The sequence below is a fragment of the Izhakiella australiensis genome (genome assembly GCF_002006995.1).
Lineage (GTDB): Bacteria > Pseudomonadota > Gammaproteobacteria > Enterobacterales > Enterobacteriaceae > Izhakiella > Izhakiella australiensis.
In genome coordinates this window covers 16,201-32,735 of the sequence record NZ_MRUL01000002.1, presented here as the reverse complement: position 1 = coordinate 32,735, position 16,535 = coordinate 16,201, and the positions used below count along the sequence as shown (strand labels likewise).

Sequence of the window (16,535 nt, the reverse complement as noted above, 5' to 3'; positions counted from 1 at the left end):
TAAGCTGGTAGCTGGCGGCGGTTTGCCGCCCGGCGGTCAGAGATGAAAACGCAGTGCCAGGTTAAAGGCGCTGTCGGCTGCGACGACGATCGCGTCAGGCTGCTCACGGAAGACAACGTTACCCTGCAGCAAACTCTGTTTAACGTTCTCCAGCGAACCGGTTTGCAGGCTGAGCGCCACCATGCGTGCCGTACCGTCATAATCGCGGGGCAGAGCGCCAAAGCGCGTTTCTGCATAAGCGGCGCTGGCAATACGCACGGTGGCTTTACCCGCCTTAATCACCAGCGCTCCCTCATGACTGGCCTGAATACGATCAGCACCGAACAGCCGGCCATAGACCTGTGCCGCGCTAGCCGGATCCTGAGCGACGATCGCAAACTCGCTGATATCCTGCACGCCGTTGGGATGGCGCTGCCATGCCGGCTGCCAGACCGCCTGCGGCGTATCATGCTGACAGAAAAAGCTGCGGCCGTTGGGGACCAGCTCCGGGCGCAGGCGAACGGTACGAAAACGCGCCTCAGTCTGTTCGCCATCCGGCAAAATTACCGGGCGCTGAAAAGAGGCAGGCGGATCGCCGTCGAGATCGCTGCGCTGCAAATGACGAAATTCACTGTCAGCATCCTGGGTTTTCCATACCAGGCCGGTAAGCCCCAGCGGCGCCTGCCACAGGTCTTTACGCTTATCGCCGCGTCCCGCCTCATAACCCAGCAGCTCAAGATAGTTTTCACCGAATATCGCCAGATGATTACTGGAGCCCAGCGTATGGTGACCGCGTTCGGACAGCTGAAAGCCGAGGCGGCGGTATAATGCGCTGGCCTCATCCAGCTGGTCGGCCACGTTAATCACCACATGGTCAAGCAGCGGAACCGGTAGGGAAATAGTCATTTTGCTCTCCTTTTTATTGTCTGTCGTGGTCCACCGCAGCCAGCGCGCGCGGTGCCAGCTGGCTAAAATAGTTGACGGCAGGCCCGATAATGCTTTCATCAGGGTCGAAAGCCGGATGATGTAAACCAAAATCGCTGGCGCTGCCGATACTGACAAACACGCCGGGAACCTGATGCAGGTAAAAAGCGAAATCTTCACCTCCCATTTGCGGCGCGGCAACCTGCGTACGGTAGCCGCTCTCCTGCGCTTGCTGCAGGGCGAACTCCGCCCAGCGCGGCGTATTGATGAGCGCAGGCGGCCCGGCAATCCACTCCAGTTCGGCGCTCGCGCCATAGCCCGCCGCAATGCCGTTGATCAGCGCGGTGATTTTTTGCGGGATCGCTGCGCGGATAGCATCATTATGCGTTCGGACGGTGCCCTCCAGCTCCAGACTCTGCGGCAGCACGTTCCAGGTATTACCCGCGCTAAAGCGAGTGACGCTGAGCACCACCGACTCCAGCGAACTAAACATTCTGGCGGGCAGCGCCTGTAGCGCCGTGACTATCTGACTGCCGATAACGATGGTATCAATGCCATCCTGGGGGCGGGCGGCATGAGCGCCTTTGCCATGCAGGCGAATGATAAAACGATCAACATTAGCGTATAGCGCGCCGGGGCGGGTACGCAGTTCCCCCAAGGGAAGGTCCGGCGCATTATGCATGCCAAAAATCGCCTGAACCCCTTCCAGCGCGCCGGCATCAATAAGCTGCCGGGCGCCGTTAAAGGTCTCTTCAGCCGGCTGGAATAAAATGCGCACCCGACCGGGCAAGCTGCTCTCCTGCTGCTTCAGGCGATGGGCCACGCCCAGCATCACCGAGGTGTGAATATCGTGACCGCAGGCGTGCATCACGCCGGGGTGCTGTGATTTCCATGGGCGATCTGTTGATTCATCAATCGGCAGCGCGTCAATATCCGCGCGCAGCGCGATCAGCGGCTCGCCCTGACCAACTTCCGCCACCACGCCGGTTTTCAGCCCCAGCGGCAGCAGACGAATATCGCCTTGCTGCAGCCAGCCGGTAATACGCTCAGTGGTGGCAAACTCCTGGTTGGAGAGTTCCGGGTTACGATGCAGCTCACGCCGCCAGTTAATCAGTTGTTCCGTAGCATGCAGTGACATGAATAACCTTAATTGTCAGTGAGTAAAAAAGGCTCGCCCAGGGTCAGCATCAGGCGATTGGCCCATGCGAAGAAAGCCGTGGATTGCACCAGATCGAGCAGTTCCAGGGTAGTGAGTCCCTGGGCGCGAACCTGCTGTAGCTGGGTGCTGGTGACGTTAACCGGCGTAGCAGAGAGCCCGGCTGCGAAATCGATTAATGCCGCCCAGCGTGGCGACTGATTTTCCGACAGCGCGGCGCCGGGCTGCACATCGAGCAACCGGTCAATCGCATCGCTCTCTTTCGCCAGCTGCGCGGCCTTGCGGGCATGCACCGAGGCGCAGTAAATGCAGCCGTTAACCTTGCTGGCTACCGTCGCCGCCAGCTCGCGCTCGGCGCGTGCAAGCCCTCCGGCACTGTAGAAAATGCCTTTGTCGGTTAACGTGCGCTGCTCCAGCAGCGGCAGATTGCGCCCCAGCAGACGAAAATAGTCAGAATCGCTATGGCCGAAGTGCGCGAGGGTTGCCTGTTCCTGTTCGCTGAACTCCGCCAGCGGTTTTGCCGCCAGCCATGGCTCCCAGCCCAGCTGGCGCCGGGTGAATGCATCTGGCGCAGGTTTTCCGCTGGCGGTGCGGCTCGCGGTATGCCAGCGACTGGCCGTCCCGGCACTGTGGTTTTCCCTGCTGAGGGATTCGCCCTGTAGCAGGTGAAGTCCGGCCAGCAGCCGCAGCTGAAAGTTTACGAAGCCGACCAGCTGCGCCAGCGTTACGATAGCGCGCGCACGCCAGCCGGCATCAGCCAGCGCCGCAATGTGCTGCGGTCCGGCACTCACCGGTTCGAGGGTGAGACGGCGGGCAAATTCCAGCGCCAGCTGATGGCGCGGCGAGTTATCCAGCGGCTGCGCTCGCTGCGCATAGTGCGCCTGCAAATCCGCCGCGCCTTGTCGCCCGGCAACCAGCGCGGCAATGGCAAAGCGCTCGGCAAGAGAGAAATCATCGTCTGACTGGCCGAACAGTAGCTGGTAGCTGCCCTGAGCATGGCGGGTCGCTGCCTCGCGCACCTCTCGCGCCTGCGCCAGCTCGGAGCCGGGCTCAAGCCCGGCCAGCGCGGCGAGCAGGTCGGTTGAATTGGTCATAACCTCTCCTTAATGGTTGTCCGGCTGTCATAGCGTGCGCAGCCAGGGCGCAATATATTCGGCAATCAGTTCAATTGAGCGCAGGGTTTCGCCAGGCGAAGGCGTGGCTGAATGCACCTGAAAAGAGATATCCGTTACCCGTGGCAAAACCGTATCCTGCGCCAGCGAGGCTTTGACGGTTTCCGCGTCGCCAATATGAGCGTCAAACTGGCTAAAAATGTCATCCAGCGTCTCGCCACGCAGCCGGTGTCCGCTAGCGCGGTACTGCTGCGCCTGCAGGCGTACTCCCGGCTCGGCTATCTGGCGGGCGCGGGCATTGGCGTCGGCCACCAGGGCGGTGCGCGAGGCCAGAATGCGCGGCGCGATACCGGCGGGCAGCGCCTCAAGGTAGGCATCGATAAGCGGATTTTGGATCTCATCCAGCGGCTGCTGTGGATAATCGTCGCTGCGTGGCTGGGTGCGCGATAGCATCAGGCCGTGACCGGCCTTTCCCGCCCGCGCCGCGCCTTCAGCCGAAAAGGTGGCGATCCAGACGCGCTGCGCCAGCGTCGGCGCGGCCGGATAGAGCTGGTTATCGGGATGGGCCAGCGAATCACCACGCCAGGCGCCGAGCAGCTGATGCAGATTGTCGGCAAAGGCGGCGCCGCGCTGTTCAAAGGTTAAACCAAAGGGTAAAAACGAGCCGGGCGTACCGCCGGAACCTAATCCTATCTCCAGCCTGCCGTTGCTAAGCAGGTCGAGCACCGCGCTGTCTTCAGCGACCCGCAGCGCATTCTCCATCGGCAGGGTAATGATGGCGGTGCCAAGGCGTATGCGTCGCGTTTGCGCCGCGACGTGGGCGAGAAACACCAGCGGCGATGGCAGGCCGCCTTCATGCTGGTGAAAATGGTGCTGAGCAATCCAGGCGCTATCAAAACCGAAACGCTCAGCGTGCTGTATTTGCTCGCCAGCCAGCTGATAACGCTGCTGCGCCACAACCTCATCCAGCAGGCGGGTAAAAAAGCCAATACGTTTCACCGTCATGCGGACTCCTTAATGCGCGGTAGAACATCGGGTACGGCGGCAATCAGCTCACGGGTGTAGGCCGCGCGCGGCGCGTTAAAAATAGTGACAACGTCACCAGTTTCCACCACTTCGCCGCCGCGTAGCACCGTGACGCTGTGCGCCAGCTGGCGCACCGTTGCCAGATCGTGAGTAATAAACAGGTAGGTCAGCCCGAGTTCATTTTGCAGCTGCTGTAATAGCTGAAGGATTTGCGCCTGTACCGTCACGTCCAGCGCCGAAGTCGCTTCATCGAGCACCAGAATTTCGGGCTGTAAAATAAGGGCGCGGGCGAGGGCAACCCGCTGACGCTGCCCGCCGGAGAGTTCACGTGCGCGGCGCGCCAGGATATCCAGCGGCAGGGCGACCCGCAGCGTAACGTCCTCAACCCGCTGGCGACGCTCTGCGCCACTGAGGCGGGTAAAATTGCCCAGCGGTTCAGCAATAATTTGCCGCAGCGTCTGGCGAGGATCGAGCGAGGCAAACGGATTCTGATAAACAAACTGGATCCTGCGTCGCAGCTGGCGTAGCGCTTCGCCGCGCAGCCCGCTGACAATCTCGCCATTGAGGCTGACACGACCGTCGTCTGCTTTTTCAAAGCCGAGTAAAATGCGCGCCAGGGTCGTTTTACCTGAACCGGATTCGCCAACCAGCGCATGGGTGGTTGCGCGCTGCACGCTGAAGCTCACCGCATTCAGCGCCGTTAGCCGCCGATCTTTACCCAGCGCGAATCCTTTGCTGATGTTGCTGACGTCAATCAGCGGCGCGTGATGGCGCGGGATTTCACGTCGGTTGTGCGGGCGCGGAGTCGCATCCAGCAGCAGCTGGCGGGTATAGGCATTTTGCGGTGAATGAATCAACTGCGCGGTGCGTTCTGCCTCCTGTATGCGCCCGTGACGGAAGACAATAATGCGGTCCGCGCGCTCGGCGGCCAATGCCAGGTCATGGGTAACAAACAGCACCGCCGTTGCCGATTCGCGCCGCAGGCGATCGAGCAAATCAAGGATGCGCTTTTGTACGGTGACATCCAGCGCGCTGGTGGGTTCGTCAGCGATAATAATATCCGGCTGTAAGGCAATGGCGATGGCGATCAGTACCCGCTGCTTCATTCCCCCCGACAGCTGATGCGGATACTGATGCACCCGCTGCTGCGGATGATTCAGTCCAACGTGGGTTAACAGTTCAATCACCCGCTGACGGCGGTCGGCTGGCGTGAGACGCGTGTGCAAGTGCAGAATTTCCTCCAGCTGTACGCCGATGGTTTTCACCGGATTGAGTGAATTACCGGGATCCTGCGGCACCAGGCTGATGCGCGCGCCGCGCAGCCCGTCGAGACGCTTTTGTGACCAACCGACAATATCGCTGCCGTTAAGCAGGATGCGACCCTGTTCGCGCCGTCCATTTTCAGCCAGCAGGCCGATTATCGCTTGGGCGACGGTGGTTTTACCCGATCCGGACTCGCCGACCAGCGCCACCATTTCGCCGGATTGCAGCGCAAAGCTGACGTCGTGTACTACCTGATGCCATTCGCTGCCGCGCTGGTAGCTCAGGCTGAGATGTTCTACCGCCAGCAGCGGCATTAGCGCATCGCTCATCGGCGACCTCCGGCAAGTTGTACGCTGATACGATTAGCCGCCAGCACCACGGCGATGACCGTTAATCCGGGCAGGGTGGTCAACCACCAGGCCGTCGAAAGAGAGTTGCGTCCCTCGGCGATCAGTAAACCCCATTCAGGTGACGGGGGCGGCGTGCCGTAACCAAGAAAGCTCAACGTGGCGAGGGCTAAAATCGCCTGGCCAAACTGCAGCGCGGCAAAGGCGATAACCGGGGTCAGCGCGTTAGGCAAAATATGGCGCCACAGCACGCTGAAAAAGGTGCCGCCGCTGCCATAGGCTGCTTCGACATAATCGCTGCGGCGAATGCGTACCACCTCGCCACGAGCCAGCCGGGCAAAGCTGGCAACGGATGCCGCGCCGACGGCCAGCGCGGCATGCAGCGTGCCAAATCCCAGCAGGATCAAGATGCTCAGCGACAGTAACAGCGCCGGAATTGACAGCAGCACGTCAACGCCGCGCATAATCAACGCGTCGGTTTTTCCCGCCGCAGCGCCCGCCAGTAGCCCCAGAGCCGTGCCTATGCTCAGTCCCATTGCCACAGCGATCAGCGCGGCCGAAAGCGACGGCGCGGCGCCATAAACAATACGTGCAAACAGATCGCGTCCCAGCTGGTCGGTGCCCAGCCAGTGGCCGGCCTGCGGCGCCAGTCGCTGCGCGCCGGCGATGCCCTCCGTCGCGCTGTAAGCGGTGAACCATTGCGGGGCGAGAGCGGCAAGCAGCGCCAGCAATATCACCAGCCACGCCAGCCAAAGGGTCGGCTGAACGCGCAATGCGGGGCGTCGCAGGCCGGGTTTACGGCGCATAGTTGAATAATCGACCAGACTCATAACGCGCCTCCGCTTGCCACCTGCAGGCGCGGGTCGAATAACGGCATCAGCAGGTCGACCAGCAGGTTAATTAACACAAAGGCCAGCGCGGAAATCATCACCACCGCCTGTAAGATCGCCACATCCTGATTATTAACCGCCTGCTGAGTGAGCTGGCCGAGGCCGCCGAGGCCGAACACCGTTTCAGTAATCAGCGCCCCGGCAATCAGCTCGCCGAGCAGCAGGCCGGCGATAGTCAGCACCGGCAACATGGCGTTACGCAGCACGTGACGCCAGAGCACGCGACTTTCGCTGGCGCCCTTAGCGCGCGCCACGGCGACGAATGGCTGAGTCGTGACCTGATCAATGCTGCGTAGCAGAATCTGTGCCAGCGGCGCCGAAATCGGCACCGCCACGGTGATAACCGGCAGGATCATCCCTTGCCAGGGCGACGGATTGATGACAGGGATCCAACGCAGCTGAAACGAAAACGCCTGGATCAGCGCAATACCTAACCAAAAGGTCGGCACCGAGATAAACAGCGCCGGCAGCGATTGCAGCAACGCGCGCAGCGGCCGCAGGACAGGCTGGCGCGACAGCGCCGCCAGCACCAGCGCGAGGATCAGCGCCAGCGCAAAGCCACACAGCGCCAGGCGCAGGGTGCCGGGCAGATTACTTGCCAGCTGTTGGCTAACCGGTACGCCCGCCTGAACTGAATAGCCAAAATCGCCGTGCAGCATAGCCAGCAGCGTGTGGAAATATTGCTGCCAAAGCGGGCTATCCGCGCCGTAAGCCAGGCGCATTTCGGCGATCTGCTGCGGGCTGAGTCCCAGATCGGGATTCTGGAATTTGATTAGCACCGCATCGCCGGGCAGTACCTGCAACAGCAGGAAGGAGAGGGTGAAGGCGGCCCAGAGAACCAACAGACCTGACCCCAGCCGGTGCAGCAGATAGTTACGCATCATCGGGCTCCTGACTTAATGTTTTTCCAGCCAGACGCCGTAAAAGGCGGGGCGACCGACAGCCTCAAACGTAAGACCTTTCAGCCAGGGAGCGCCGGCAAAGACCTGCGGCTCTTCAAAGATGGGGATCACGTAGGCGTTATCCAGCAGATAGCGCTGAGCGTCACCGGTGAGTTGCAGGCGCTTTTGCGGATCAACTTCGGCAGAAATGCTGACCAGCAGGGCATTCAATTTGTCGTCGCGAAAGCGGTTAACTTTGCTGCTGGATCCACCTTTTTGCAGCAGCGCATCGCGATTAGCCGGATGGAACATGCTTTTCACTACATCGGGGTCGGCGCGGCCGACTTCAGAAACCACCAACGGCGTTTTCTGCGGGTCCAGATTATCGAGGGTTTTGCTGCCGGCATCGCCCGCTTTCACCGCCAGCGCCACGCCAACCTGACGCCACTGCTGCGCCACCAGTTGCAGCACCTCTTTATTCTGCGGCTGCGGCGGTGACTCATACACAGTAAGGGCCAGCCGCTGACCGGCTTGCTGTCGTATGCCGTCGGCGCCGGGCTTCCAGCCTGCCTGATCAAGCAATTTTTTCGCCAGTTCCGGGTTGAATCTGAGCGTAGCGCTGAGGTCGACATAGCCAGCGGCGCTGGACGCAATGACCGACTTCGCCTGCGGATAATTGGCCGAGAACAGGGTATCAACCACCTGCTTTGCATTGGTGGCATGCAGCAATGCCTGGCGTACGCGCAGATCGCTTACCAGCGGGTTATCAGGGCGGAAGCTGATGCTATCGTTAACGCCGCGCGTCGGCGCCGCGTAGAGAGGGAAGCGTTGGTCGCGCGCCTGTTTTTCATCGTACGCCTGTACCTGACGGATGGCATCCGCCTGACCGGCCAGCAGCGCGCCAATGCGCACGCTGTCTTCCGGCGTGACGATAATTTTGATGCCGTCAAGGTTAGCCGCGCCCTGCTGGCGAATATTCTTTGGTCCCCAGCGGTAATCTTTGCGCGCCGTCAGGTCAACTTCGCGCCCCAGCTTTTCATCACTGACCACGAAAGGACCGGAGCCAATAATATGACGGGCATCGCCAAGCTGCTCAAAGCTGCGGTTCAGCGTACTGAGTGAAACCAGCCCGGAGCCAATTGTGGCGGTGCCCTGAAGAAAGCCGGGAGAGGGCTTTTTGAAATAGAACTTCACCGTCAGCGGGTCAATAACCTCGCTATGGTCATAGTTGTTTATTACTTCTGAAACCGGCAAATGTTTTGCCTGATTGCCGAGACCGTAGGTATCAAAGTTTTTAGCTACGGCGTTGGCATCCAGCGGCGTGCCGTCGGAGAAGGTAACGCCGGGGCGGATTTTGAAGGTGTACTGCGTTTTATCCGCGTTGCTGCTCCAGCTTTCAGCAATCCAGGGTTCAACCTGCAAGGTCTGTGGGTTTTGCCAGGTCAGCTTATCGGTTATCTGATTAAGAATGCCGCCGTTAGGATAAAACCCGCCGGCAGGCGGATAGAGATTCGTATGCGCCTGCTGTTCCAGATAGATAAGCGTGCCGCCTTTTACCGGCGTATCCGCCGCCTGTAGGGAGAACGCGGCGGCTAACAGCGCAGCGGCCAGCGCCGATCGGCGTGGCGAAAAACGAAAAGGCGCCATAGTGATGAATCCCTTAGTTATTAACCAACTTAGCAATGGCATTCATCATCAAGGTCGCAGGGCATCAGGTGAACAAATGAATAGCGCAAAGCTTATCCGCAAATAGCATAAAGGCCGCATCTGGCTGACGGCCGTTAATCATGCCGACAACCTCTCTTTGCCTGCCGGGCCGTTAGCTTCAGCGATAGTGGATAGCGAATTTTATTAACGTTACACTGTAACGCACGTCACTGACGCGGGCTTGACGCCCGGTATGAAATGGTTACTATTTGCCTGTAACCATTTCAGGCTGCATCCGGGACGACCCGGATGGCGCATTCGGCCTAATCCGGGACGACCTGGCACCATGGAGAGTCATTTATGCCCTGGATTATGCTGGTCGCCGCAGGCATTCTGGAGGTCCTTTGGGCCTATACCATGAAGCTTTCACACGGCTTTACCCGTCCTTTATACGCTGTCATCACCCTCGTTGCCGTTGTCGTGAGCTTTGCTCTGCTGTCGCTGGCGATGCGCTCATTACCCCTTGGCACTGCCTACACTATCTGGACCGGCATCGGCGCCATCGGCTCATTTATTATTGGACTCTGTTTTCTTGGCGAGGCCGCCAGCGCCGCACGTATTTTTGCTGCGGCGCTGATCGTTGCCGGATTGATAATCATGAAGCTGGCCTCTTAGCCGCCGCGCTGGCCGTCGAAAAGCGACGGGGCGTTGTACTGTCGGCGGCCGTTCAGCAATTTGCGACGGCGCTTTCCCGCACAATGCGGCTTATTAAGCGCCAGAAGGAAGTGGGAGGGATTAATCTTGCGCTGTCCGGACCAGCAGCCCGTTCGCCAGCGCGCGGAAGGTCTCTGTCGCCTTGCTGAGCGTATCCTCAGGCGCATCGCTCGCCGCAACCCAGAGCGCAGCGTTGAAGGCCGCGCCGTTGAGCAGGCGCGATACCGCCTCCACGTCGAGCGGCTTAATGATGCCTTTTGCAATCATGGCGGCGACCGCCTTGCGCGTTTCCGCCAGGCAAAGGTTCTGGCTTGGCCAGTGACCAGGATCGCCGAGAAAAGCCGGACCATCAAGCAAAACAATTCGCTGAACTTCAGGTTCAAGCGCCATCTCGATATAGGCAATCCCCTCGGCGAGCAATCTGTTCCAGTCATCCCCGGCACTGGCGGCAATCTGTTTAGCTCTCAGCGCGATTTCCGCATCAACCTGCGATACAACCGCCGCCAGCAGGCCTTTTTTATCGCCAAAGTTGTGATACAGCGCGCCCCTGGTTAAGCCAACGCTGGCGGTAAGATCATCCATTGACGCGGCGGAAAAGCCTTTCAGCGCAAAGGCCTTACGCGCTGCCGCAATCAGTTTGCTGCGATTTTCCTCCATGCTTTGCTGGCGACTTCTGGCGGTCATAGCGGTTTCCTTGTCAGATAGGCAGTTTTTTTTGACATACGCTGCGTATGTATGATTAATATTCACATACGCAGAGTATATGAAATTTAAACTGCCGTGGTAAGTCCTGTTTAAATCCATCAACCTTGAAAGGCGATTTATGATGACAAGAGAAACTATTTTTCCCGCCGGGCGTCACGCTTTATATGAAAAACATGGTTATTCGGCAGCTATTCGCAGCGGCGATTTGCTGTTTGTCTCCGGACAGGTGGGAAGTCGTAGCGATGGCACGCCGGCGCCAGGCTATCAGGCACAAGTCAGGCTGGCATTTGAAAACTTAACGGCCACGCTGGCGGCAGCGGGCTGTACCGTTAACGACCTGGTGGACGTAACGACTTTCCACACCGATCCGCAGAGTCAGTTTGAGGACTTTATGACGGTCAAAAATGAAATTTTTCCCCATGCGCCGTATCCAAACTGGACCGCGGTGGGGGTTAACTGGCTGGCAGGTTATGATTTTGAAATCAAAGTGATTGCCCGCATCCCACAGCAAGCGTAAACAGAGCGAAGGAAATGCCGACCGGTCCGTGGCTAAACCGGCATTAGCCACGGCATGTTAACCTAAGACTAGGGTCGCATTAGCGGTTCAATTCCGACCCATTTTTTTAGCGGGTGATAGCATAAACGCAGCGGTGGGATGGCGATTTTCTGCCCGTTAACCTCCAGGCTGCCCAAATTAATCGTCCATTTTGAGTTGGCATTAAACGCTGCCGTTTTAAACAGCACGTACACCGAGCCGTAATCATCATTATTGGTAAGTTTCGGCACCAGCCGATGCACTTCGTCGCTGTTAATATCGTAAGGCGACGGACGCGCATACGCCATGTCCGGGGTCGGGAAGTCATAGACTTTATTATTGCCGATGAAAATCTCCGGGCGGGCAAAAAGCCGTGAACCATTTTCAAAGGTGATGTAAGCCTGGCGGCTGTCATACAGTATCGGTATCGCCGGCTCGCCGCGTGATGACGCGCGAGAAGGGCGCTTGCGGTCCTCGTTCCAGGCAATTAGCTGGACGTAAAACTCATGAGGGGCTCCCGGTCCCTGTACGTACGGAATCGTGAAATGGGCCTGTTTGTAGCGCTCATAAGTCGTCTCATGGTCGAATAGCCAAGTTTGCAGGAAAATTTTGTTTTTGCCAGCCATGCCCGGCACGGTGAACTGATACTCAGACTGGCAGAGGTCGCTATAGGCTTCACGCTCGCGCGGGTAGGGTACGCAGGCGTTTAATGCGCCGCTAAGTAATACAACCGTTGCTGCTTTAATCCCCCAATGGACTGACATAGCCTGCATTCCTTTATCACATTCAGAAACACAAGCTTACATGCATCACTAGTCGAAGGCGAGCGTAAGCCGGCCGCTAGTTGCCCCAGCGGCTGCGCAGATAATTAACCGCCTCGCGCGTCTGAGGCTGGTTCAGGTAGTTCTCCCTGAACAGAATGGTGCCTTGAATTTGCGGCAGCGACTCGTTCAGGTCGAGCTGTTTTTTCAGTTCGGGTACCCCGCCTTGTACCGTCCAGTCCGGCTCAAGCTTAGAAGGCTCACCGACTTTGTACAGCGCGATGCCTATATAAAGCCGCGTCCCGCTGGCAGCAACGACATTTGCCCACCATCTCGCCAGCACGTCATACCGCGCCGCGCTGCGCGAGAAGGGCCAGTAAAGCTGCGGTGCGATATAATCGAGCAGACCCTGCTGCACCCAGCGGCGGGTATCGGCATAAGACTCATCATAGGCCGCCGCACCGCGCGTTTCTGAGCCAGCCGCATCATGAGAACGATTGCGCCAGACGCCGGCCGGGCTGACGCCAAACTCAACGTCAGGTTTTAGCTCATGGATGGTGCGTGAAACCTGCTCAATCAGCTGCTGGGTATTATGTCGCCGCCAGTCGGCCTTACTGGCAAAGCCCTTGCCGTAAGTTCGGTAGGTCTGGCTGTCATTCAAGGCAGAGCCCGGCGATTCGCTGTAAAAGTAATCATCAAACTGCACGCCGTCGATCGGGTAACGTTCAACCACTTCGGCGACGATGCTGGTGATCCAGTCGCGCGCTTCGGGGATCCCCGGATCGAGGACAAAGCGATCGCCGGCAATCCGCACCCAGTCGCGATGCAGAACAAAAATACTGGCGGGCTGTAGCGACAGGGTACGATTAAGAGCGGCAACGGTGGCAGCATGGGTGTTAACCGAAACCCGGTAAGGGTTAAACCAGGCGTGGACCTTCATCCCGCGCTTATGGGCTTCATCGAGCACAAACTGCAGCGGATCGTAGCCGGGATCCTGACCAATTCGGCCGGTTAGCATATCCGACCAGGGTAAGATTTTTGATTGCCAGAGCGCCGTACCGTCCGGTTTAACCTGAAAGAAAAGGGTATTGATACCCAGGCGTTGCAGCTTATCAAGTTTGTCCCTTAACGCCTGCTGCTGCTGGCTGATACGCAGCATCGGGCTACTGGCATTGACCGATGAGGCAGGCGGCCAGTCAAGTCGGGAAACCGTCGCCAGCCAGACGCCGCGAACCGGCGGCTGGTCGCGGCGGGAGGCGGGCGGAACGGGAAGCTTAGCAGAGCTACCCGGCTGCGCTTTTGCGCCCGTCGTCGGCGCCGGAAACGGCGTCACCAGCGAGTGCGGCGGTTCGGAGGCGCAGCTGGCGAGCAACAGCGCAGCGGCAGCCAGCATGGCTGTTTTTCTCACTGGAGCGACAGAGGGAAAGTAGCAGAAGCGGCTAATATTATGCTCCGGTTTTCAGCTGAATATTTGAAGCCAACATTGTCTTATTATTTTAATTTATGTCAATAAGTTAGCCGGGCATCATCCAGCTTACGGCCCTCGGCGCAAAGTTTAGCGTTCACAGACTGATACCTTCATCAGCCATTGCTTTGACGATTGCCGGGTGTTTTACCATGCCGTGGATACAGGCAGTAAAGCGGGGATAGCGCTCGGCCATCGCGAAGGCATTGCGGCTACCCCAGCGATAAAAAACCAGTAAATAAGGGTCCACAGCCGTTAGCGCATCGCCCACGGCAAAGCCTGAGGAAACGTTGTTTTCAATGGCGCTAAAGCAGTCGGCAATCCTTTCCCGGGCTTTCTGCTGAATGGCGCCGAACTGACTGGCATCGCTAATAAAACGCTCAGGACGGAATAATCCGCCAAAGCATTGACCGTGTAACTCCCCCGATAGCCAGCACATCCATTCCAGCACCCGTAGCTGGTCAAAAGGCGTTTTGCCCATCAGGCCCTGCTGCGGAGCCAGCTGAGCGATCGCCGCCGCAATTGCCGGCACCTCGGTAATAATTTCATCGTCAAGGGCAAGAACCGGAACCCGCCTTTTCGGATTGATGCGGGCAAAGTCGTCGCTTTGCGTTCCCTGGCGGGATATCGACAGGGCGTGCGGCGTAAAGGGCAATTGCGCTGCGTGCAGCAGCACGTGAGGGGCAAGGGAACAGGAACCGGGGCTGAACCAGAAATTTATGTTGACCATGTTGATGCGCCTGTTGTTAATTAGGTAGACCGGTCTATAATGTTTTTCAACAATCCGTTTGTCAACATGAGGATAAAAAATGGATAAACGCAGCCGCAACGGTGCGGGCAGGGAACAGATCATGCACGCGGCAAAGCGCTTGTTTATCAAACGTGGCGCGACAAACGTCGGCATTAATGAGGTCACCGCCGAAGCCGGGGTCGCCCGCATGACGTTGTATAACAACTTTCCTGCAAAAGAGACATTAATTAGCGAAGTTTATCAGCAGGTTGCCGCAGAAATAATGCAGCGCCTCACCGATACAACCGCGCGCAAAAAAGGCGAACGGGAAAAAATTCTCGGCTTATTCGATGAAATCGCCGCGCAACAGGAGGATTACCGGGGTTGTCCGATGATCCATGCCAGCCTGCAGGCAGAGGAAGCGGCGGGTGAGGTTTATCAGCTTGTTCAGGCATACAAGCAGCGGTTGCGGGCATTTATTTACCAGCAGCTTAGTGAAAAGCGCCATGAACGGGAAATGCTGGCCGACCAGATACTGCTGCTACTTGACGGCGCGGCCACAGAATACTATCTGCGCGGGGCGCTCACCCCACTGGCGTCAGCCAGGCGCGCCGTCAGCATCTTACTGAGTCATATGGAATGACCCTGGCGCGGTTTTGTCAGGCGACCGGGTCGACGGGCAGGTCGATTTGCTGCGCACGGCTACCGGTAATAATGTCCTGAATGCGCGGATCGTCCAGTACGGTGTAAGGGTAGCCGCGAGGTATGGCGCTGACGGCATCCAGCCGGGCAACCTGTTCAGCTGACAGCTTGATGCTGCTGGCAGCGAGGTTGCTTTCAAGCTGCCCAAGGGTGCGCGGCCCGATGATGGGTAACGAACCTTTGTCAGCCACCCAGGCGATAGCGATTTCGCCAGCTGTTACGCCGCTTTCGCTGGCAATATCGAGCAGAGTATCGATAATCGCCGTGCGCTGTGCGCTGTTTTCCGGCTGAAAACCCGCCCCGGCCCAGGCCTCATCACGCCTGGCTTCGCGGTTATCCGAACGATATTTCCCGGTCAGCAGGCCACCGCCGAGCGGCGAGTAGGCCACCACGCCAATGCCCAGCGCCCGGGCAGCGGAAATAACATCTTGTTCGGTGGCCCGTTGAACCAGACTATGCTCAACCTGGATACCGGCGATCGGTACCGCACCACGCAGCTCAGCGATAGTCGCTGCGCGGGCGATGCGCCAGGCAGGGAAATTAGACAGGCCGGCATAGAGTATTTTACCGGCGCGAACGAGGTCATCGAAGCCGCGAACCAGCTCTTCAAGGGGCGTAACGCCGTCAGAAACGTGAGCCCAGTAAAGATCGATACGGTCGGTTTTCAGGCGCTTCAGGCTGGCATCAACGGAAGAGATCATTGCCTGACGGCTGTTGCCGGTAACCAGAATCCCCGAGTTGGCATCGGTCTTAACGGTGAACTTTGTCGACAGCACGAATTCATCGCGACGCCCTGCGAGTAGGCTGCCAAGAAACGCTTCGGATTGCCCATCCTGATAGCCGTTCGCCGAGTCGAGAAAGTTACCGCCGGCATCGGCGTAGGTATCGAGGATACGGCGAGCTTCATCGGGATCGGCGCCGTGGCCGCCCCAGGCGGTGCCAAAGTTTGCCGTACCAAGCACAAATTCAGAAACACGTAAGCCGGTATGTTTGCCAAAAATTTTGTAGCGCATAGCTTGCTCCTTTATCTGTTGCTATCGGCATCGTAGAGACACTACAATTACCGAACCAGCGATCCACATTATTCGGATCACTGATCCATTTGTCAATGAGGGATTATGAGAGCCGACGCCAAAGAAAATTACAATCACCTGCTGGCGACTGCGCGCGTGGTTATCGCTGAGGACGGAGCGGGCGCTTCGCTACGCGACATTGCGCGTAAAGCCGGTATGGGACTGGCCACCTTGCTGCGCCACTTTCCCAGCCGCGAAGCGCTGCTTGATGCACTATTACGAACCAGTCTGGACGCGCTAATAGAAAAAGCGCATCAGCTTGAGGCGTCTCACTCGGCAGATCACGCTCTGCGTCTCTGGTTACGCGAAGCGGTGAACTTTGTGCGAGTTTACAGCGGTGCTGTCGATATGATGGCAACGGCGCTGGCTGACCCGAATTCCGCCCTTTATGCCTCCTGCAAAGCGTTACGCATGGCAGGCGGGCGCCTGTTGCATAACGCCCAGGCGGCGGGAAAGGCCAATCCCGGCATCAGTGAAAGCGATCTGTTTGCGCTTTTGGGCGCACTTGGCTGGCTGGGCGATCAGGCGGCATTTGCAGAGCGCAGCGAGCATTTGTTCAATTTTATCGCCGACGCCCTATTAACCAGCAAATAAACCCAGTCTTGCGCGAGCAAGTAAAAGCAGG

Annotated in this window: 17 protein-coding genes; 4 read left to right on the top strand and 13 right to left on the bottom strand. The window is 58.4% G+C overall.

Features of this window, described 5'->3' with window-relative positions; all coding sequences use genetic code 11:
* Positions 1–36 precede the first annotated feature (36 nt).
* Genes BTJ39_RS03460 through BTJ39_RS03425 form a run of 8 tightly spaced genes read right to left on the bottom strand, consistent with a single transcriptional unit; the run spans position 37 to position 9,225 of the window.
* Positions 37–885 (bottom strand): VOC family protein, encoded by an 849-nt coding sequence (locus tag BTJ39_RS03460; protein ID WP_078001282.1) that lies wholly within the window; start codon positions 883–885, stop codon positions 37–39.
* Between the two features lie 13 nt (positions 886–898).
* Positions 899–2,041, bottom strand: coding sequence for an amidohydrolase (locus BTJ39_RS03455; RefSeq protein ID WP_078001281.1), 1,143 nt, complete (start codon positions 2,039–2,041; stop codon positions 899–901).
* Positions 2,042–2,049: 8 nt separating this feature from the next.
* A complete protein-coding gene (locus BTJ39_RS03450; RefSeq protein WP_078001280.1) occupies positions 2,050–3,153 on the bottom strand; it encodes an alkylhydroperoxidase domain protein in 1,104 nt (367 codons plus the stop codon).
* A gap of 27 nt (positions 3,154–3,180) precedes the next feature.
* Complete coding sequence (locus tag BTJ39_RS03445; protein WP_078001279.1) at positions 3,181–4,176, bottom strand: putative FMN-dependent luciferase-like monooxygenase; 996 nt, start codon at positions 4,174–4,176, stop codon at positions 3,181–3,183.
* Positions 4,173–5,774: a dipeptide ABC transporter ATP-binding protein gene (locus BTJ39_RS03440; protein ID WP_078001740.1), complete on the bottom strand. Its 1,602-nt coding sequence runs from the start codon at positions 5,772–5,774 to the stop codon at positions 4,173–4,175. The genes BTJ39_RS03445 and BTJ39_RS03440 overlap by 4 nt, the downstream gene beginning before the upstream one ends.
* 11 nt (positions 5,775–5,785) lie before the next feature.
* Complete coding sequence (locus BTJ39_RS03435) at positions 5,786–6,637, bottom strand: ABC transporter permease (RefSeq protein ID WP_078001278.1); 852 nt, start codon at positions 6,635–6,637, stop codon at positions 5,786–5,788.
* Complete coding sequence (locus tag BTJ39_RS03430; RefSeq protein WP_096777678.1) at positions 6,634–7,578, bottom strand: ABC transporter permease; 945 nt, start codon at positions 7,576–7,578, stop codon at positions 6,634–6,636. Before BTJ39_RS03430 ends, BTJ39_RS03435 begins: the two co-directional genes overlap by 4 nt.
* A gap of 15 nt (positions 7,579–7,593) precedes the next feature.
* Entirely contained in the window at positions 7,594–9,225 is a 1,632-nt protein-coding gene (locus tag BTJ39_RS03425; protein WP_078001276.1) for a TIGR04028 family ABC transporter substrate-binding protein, read from the bottom strand.
* 360 nt (positions 9,226–9,585) lie between these two features.
* Between BTJ39_RS03425 and BTJ39_RS03420 the strand changes: the two genes are divergently transcribed.
* The gene (locus tag BTJ39_RS03420; protein WP_078001275.1) at positions 9,586–9,900 is read left to right on the top strand and encodes a DMT family transporter; all 315 of its coding nucleotides are present in this window, start codon (positions 9,586–9,588) and stop codon (positions 9,898–9,900) included.
* A gap of 120 nt (positions 9,901–10,020) precedes the next feature.
* Here the strand turns inward: BTJ39_RS03420 and BTJ39_RS03415 are convergent, their stop codons facing one another.
* Complete coding sequence (locus BTJ39_RS03415) at positions 10,021–10,623, bottom strand: TetR/AcrR family transcriptional regulator (RefSeq protein WP_078001274.1); 603 nt, start codon at positions 10,621–10,623, stop codon at positions 10,021–10,023.
* 139 nt (positions 10,624–10,762) lie between these two features.
* Here BTJ39_RS03415 and BTJ39_RS03410 point away from each other — a divergent pair, with 139 nt between their 5' ends.
* Positions 10,763–11,161, top strand: a complete 399-nt coding sequence (locus BTJ39_RS03410; RefSeq protein ID WP_078001273.1) for a RidA family protein — start codon at positions 10,763–10,765, stop codon at positions 11,159–11,161.
* Between the two features lie 68 nt (positions 11,162–11,229).
* Here BTJ39_RS03410 and BTJ39_RS25080 read toward each other — a convergent pair whose 3' ends face one another.
* The 3 genes from BTJ39_RS25080 to BTJ39_RS03395 form a co-directional block, all read right to left on the bottom strand.
* Positions 11,230–11,943, bottom strand: coding sequence for a hypothetical protein (locus tag BTJ39_RS25080; protein WP_078001272.1), 714 nt, complete (start codon positions 11,941–11,943; stop codon positions 11,230–11,232).
* A gap of 76 nt (positions 11,944–12,019) precedes the next feature.
* Positions 12,020–13,333 carry a glycoside hydrolase family 10-like protein gene (locus BTJ39_RS03400; RefSeq protein ID WP_176110207.1) on the bottom strand — a complete coding sequence of 438 codons (1,314 nt, stop codon included), beginning with the start codon at positions 13,331–13,333 and terminating at the stop codon, positions 12,020–12,022.
* Positions 13,334–13,502: 169 nt separating this feature from the next.
* Positions 13,503–14,135 (bottom strand): glutathione S-transferase family protein, encoded by a 633-nt coding sequence (locus BTJ39_RS03395; RefSeq protein WP_176110205.1) that lies wholly within the window; start codon positions 14,133–14,135, stop codon positions 13,503–13,505.
* Positions 14,136–14,214: 79 nt separating this feature from the next.
* Here BTJ39_RS03395 and BTJ39_RS03390 point away from each other — a divergent pair, with 79 nt between their 5' ends.
* Entirely contained in the window at positions 14,215–14,778 is a 564-nt protein-coding gene (locus BTJ39_RS03390; RefSeq protein WP_078001269.1) for a TetR/AcrR family transcriptional regulator, read from the top strand.
* Between the two features lie 16 nt (positions 14,779–14,794).
* On the opposite strand, the gene BTJ39_RS03385 is transcribed toward BTJ39_RS03390, so the two are convergent.
* Positions 14,795–15,850, bottom strand: a complete 1,056-nt coding sequence (locus BTJ39_RS03385; RefSeq protein WP_078001268.1) for an aldo/keto reductase — start codon at positions 15,848–15,850, stop codon at positions 14,795–14,797.
* Between the two features lie 105 nt (positions 15,851–15,955).
* On the opposite strand from BTJ39_RS03385, the gene BTJ39_RS03380 reads away from it, so the two are divergent.
* The gene (locus BTJ39_RS03380) at positions 15,956–16,504 is read left to right on the top strand and encodes a TetR/AcrR family transcriptional regulator (protein WP_078001267.1); all 549 of its coding nucleotides are present in this window, start codon (positions 15,956–15,958) and stop codon (positions 16,502–16,504) included.
* Positions 16,505–16,535: the final 31 nt, after the last annotated feature.

Coding starts and splice junctions, on each gene's coding strand:
- BTJ39_RS03385 (WP_078001268.1), bottom strand. CDS start 15,850: ATGCGCTACAAAATTTTTGGCAAACATACCGGCTTACGTGTTTCTGAA.
- BTJ39_RS03400 (WP_176110207.1), bottom strand. CDS start 13,333: ATGCTGGCTGCCGCTGCGCTGTTGCTCGCCAGCTGCGCCTCCGAACCG.
- BTJ39_RS03430 (WP_096777678.1), bottom strand. CDS start 7,578: ATGCGTAACTATCTGCTGCACCGGCTGGGGTCAGGTCTGTTGGTTCTC.
- BTJ39_RS03450 (WP_078001280.1), bottom strand. CDS start 3,153: ATGACCAATTCAACCGACCTGCTCGCCGCGCTGGCCGGGCTTGAGCCC.
- BTJ39_RS03445 (WP_078001279.1), bottom strand. CDS start 4,176: ATGACGGTGAAACGTATTGGCTTTTTTACCCGCCTGCTGGATGAGGTT.
- BTJ39_RS03460 (WP_078001282.1), bottom strand. CDS start 885: ATGACTATTTCCCTACCGGTTCCGCTGCTTGACCATGTGGTGATTAAC.
- BTJ39_RS03420 (WP_078001275.1), top strand. CDS start 9,586: ATGCCCTGGATTATGCTGGTCGCCGCAGGCATTCTGGAGGTCCTTTGG.
- BTJ39_RS03415 (WP_078001274.1), bottom strand. CDS start 10,623: ATGACCGCCAGAAGTCGCCAGCAAAGCATGGAGGAAAATCGCAGCAAA.
- BTJ39_RS03455 (WP_078001281.1), bottom strand. CDS start 2,041: ATGTCACTGCATGCTACGGAACAACTGATTAACTGGCGGCGTGAGCTG.
- BTJ39_RS03395 (WP_176110205.1), bottom strand. CDS start 14,135: ATGGTCAACATAAATTTCTGGTTCAGCCCCGGTTCCTGTTCCCTTGCC.
- BTJ39_RS25080 (WP_078001272.1), bottom strand. CDS start 11,943: ATGTCAGTCCATTGGGGGATTAAAGCAGCAACGGTTGTATTACTTAGC.
- BTJ39_RS03425 (WP_078001276.1), bottom strand. CDS start 9,225: ATGGCGCCTTTTCGTTTTTCGCCACGCCGATCGGCGCTGGCCGCTGCG.
- BTJ39_RS03410 (WP_078001273.1), top strand. CDS start 10,763: ATGATGACAAGAGAAACTATTTTTCCCGCCGGGCGTCACGCTTTATAT.
- BTJ39_RS03440 (WP_078001740.1), bottom strand. CDS start 5,774: ATGCCGCTGCTGGCGGTAGAACATCTCAGCCTGAGCTACCAGCGCGGC.
- BTJ39_RS03380 (WP_078001267.1), top strand. CDS start 15,956: ATGAGAGCCGACGCCAAAGAAAATTACAATCACCTGCTGGCGACTGCG.
- BTJ39_RS03390 (WP_078001269.1), top strand. CDS start 14,215: ATGGATAAACGCAGCCGCAACGGTGCGGGCAGGGAACAGATCATGCAC.
- BTJ39_RS03435 (WP_078001278.1), bottom strand. CDS start 6,637: ATGAGTCTGGTCGATTATTCAACTATGCGCCGTAAACCCGGCCTGCGA.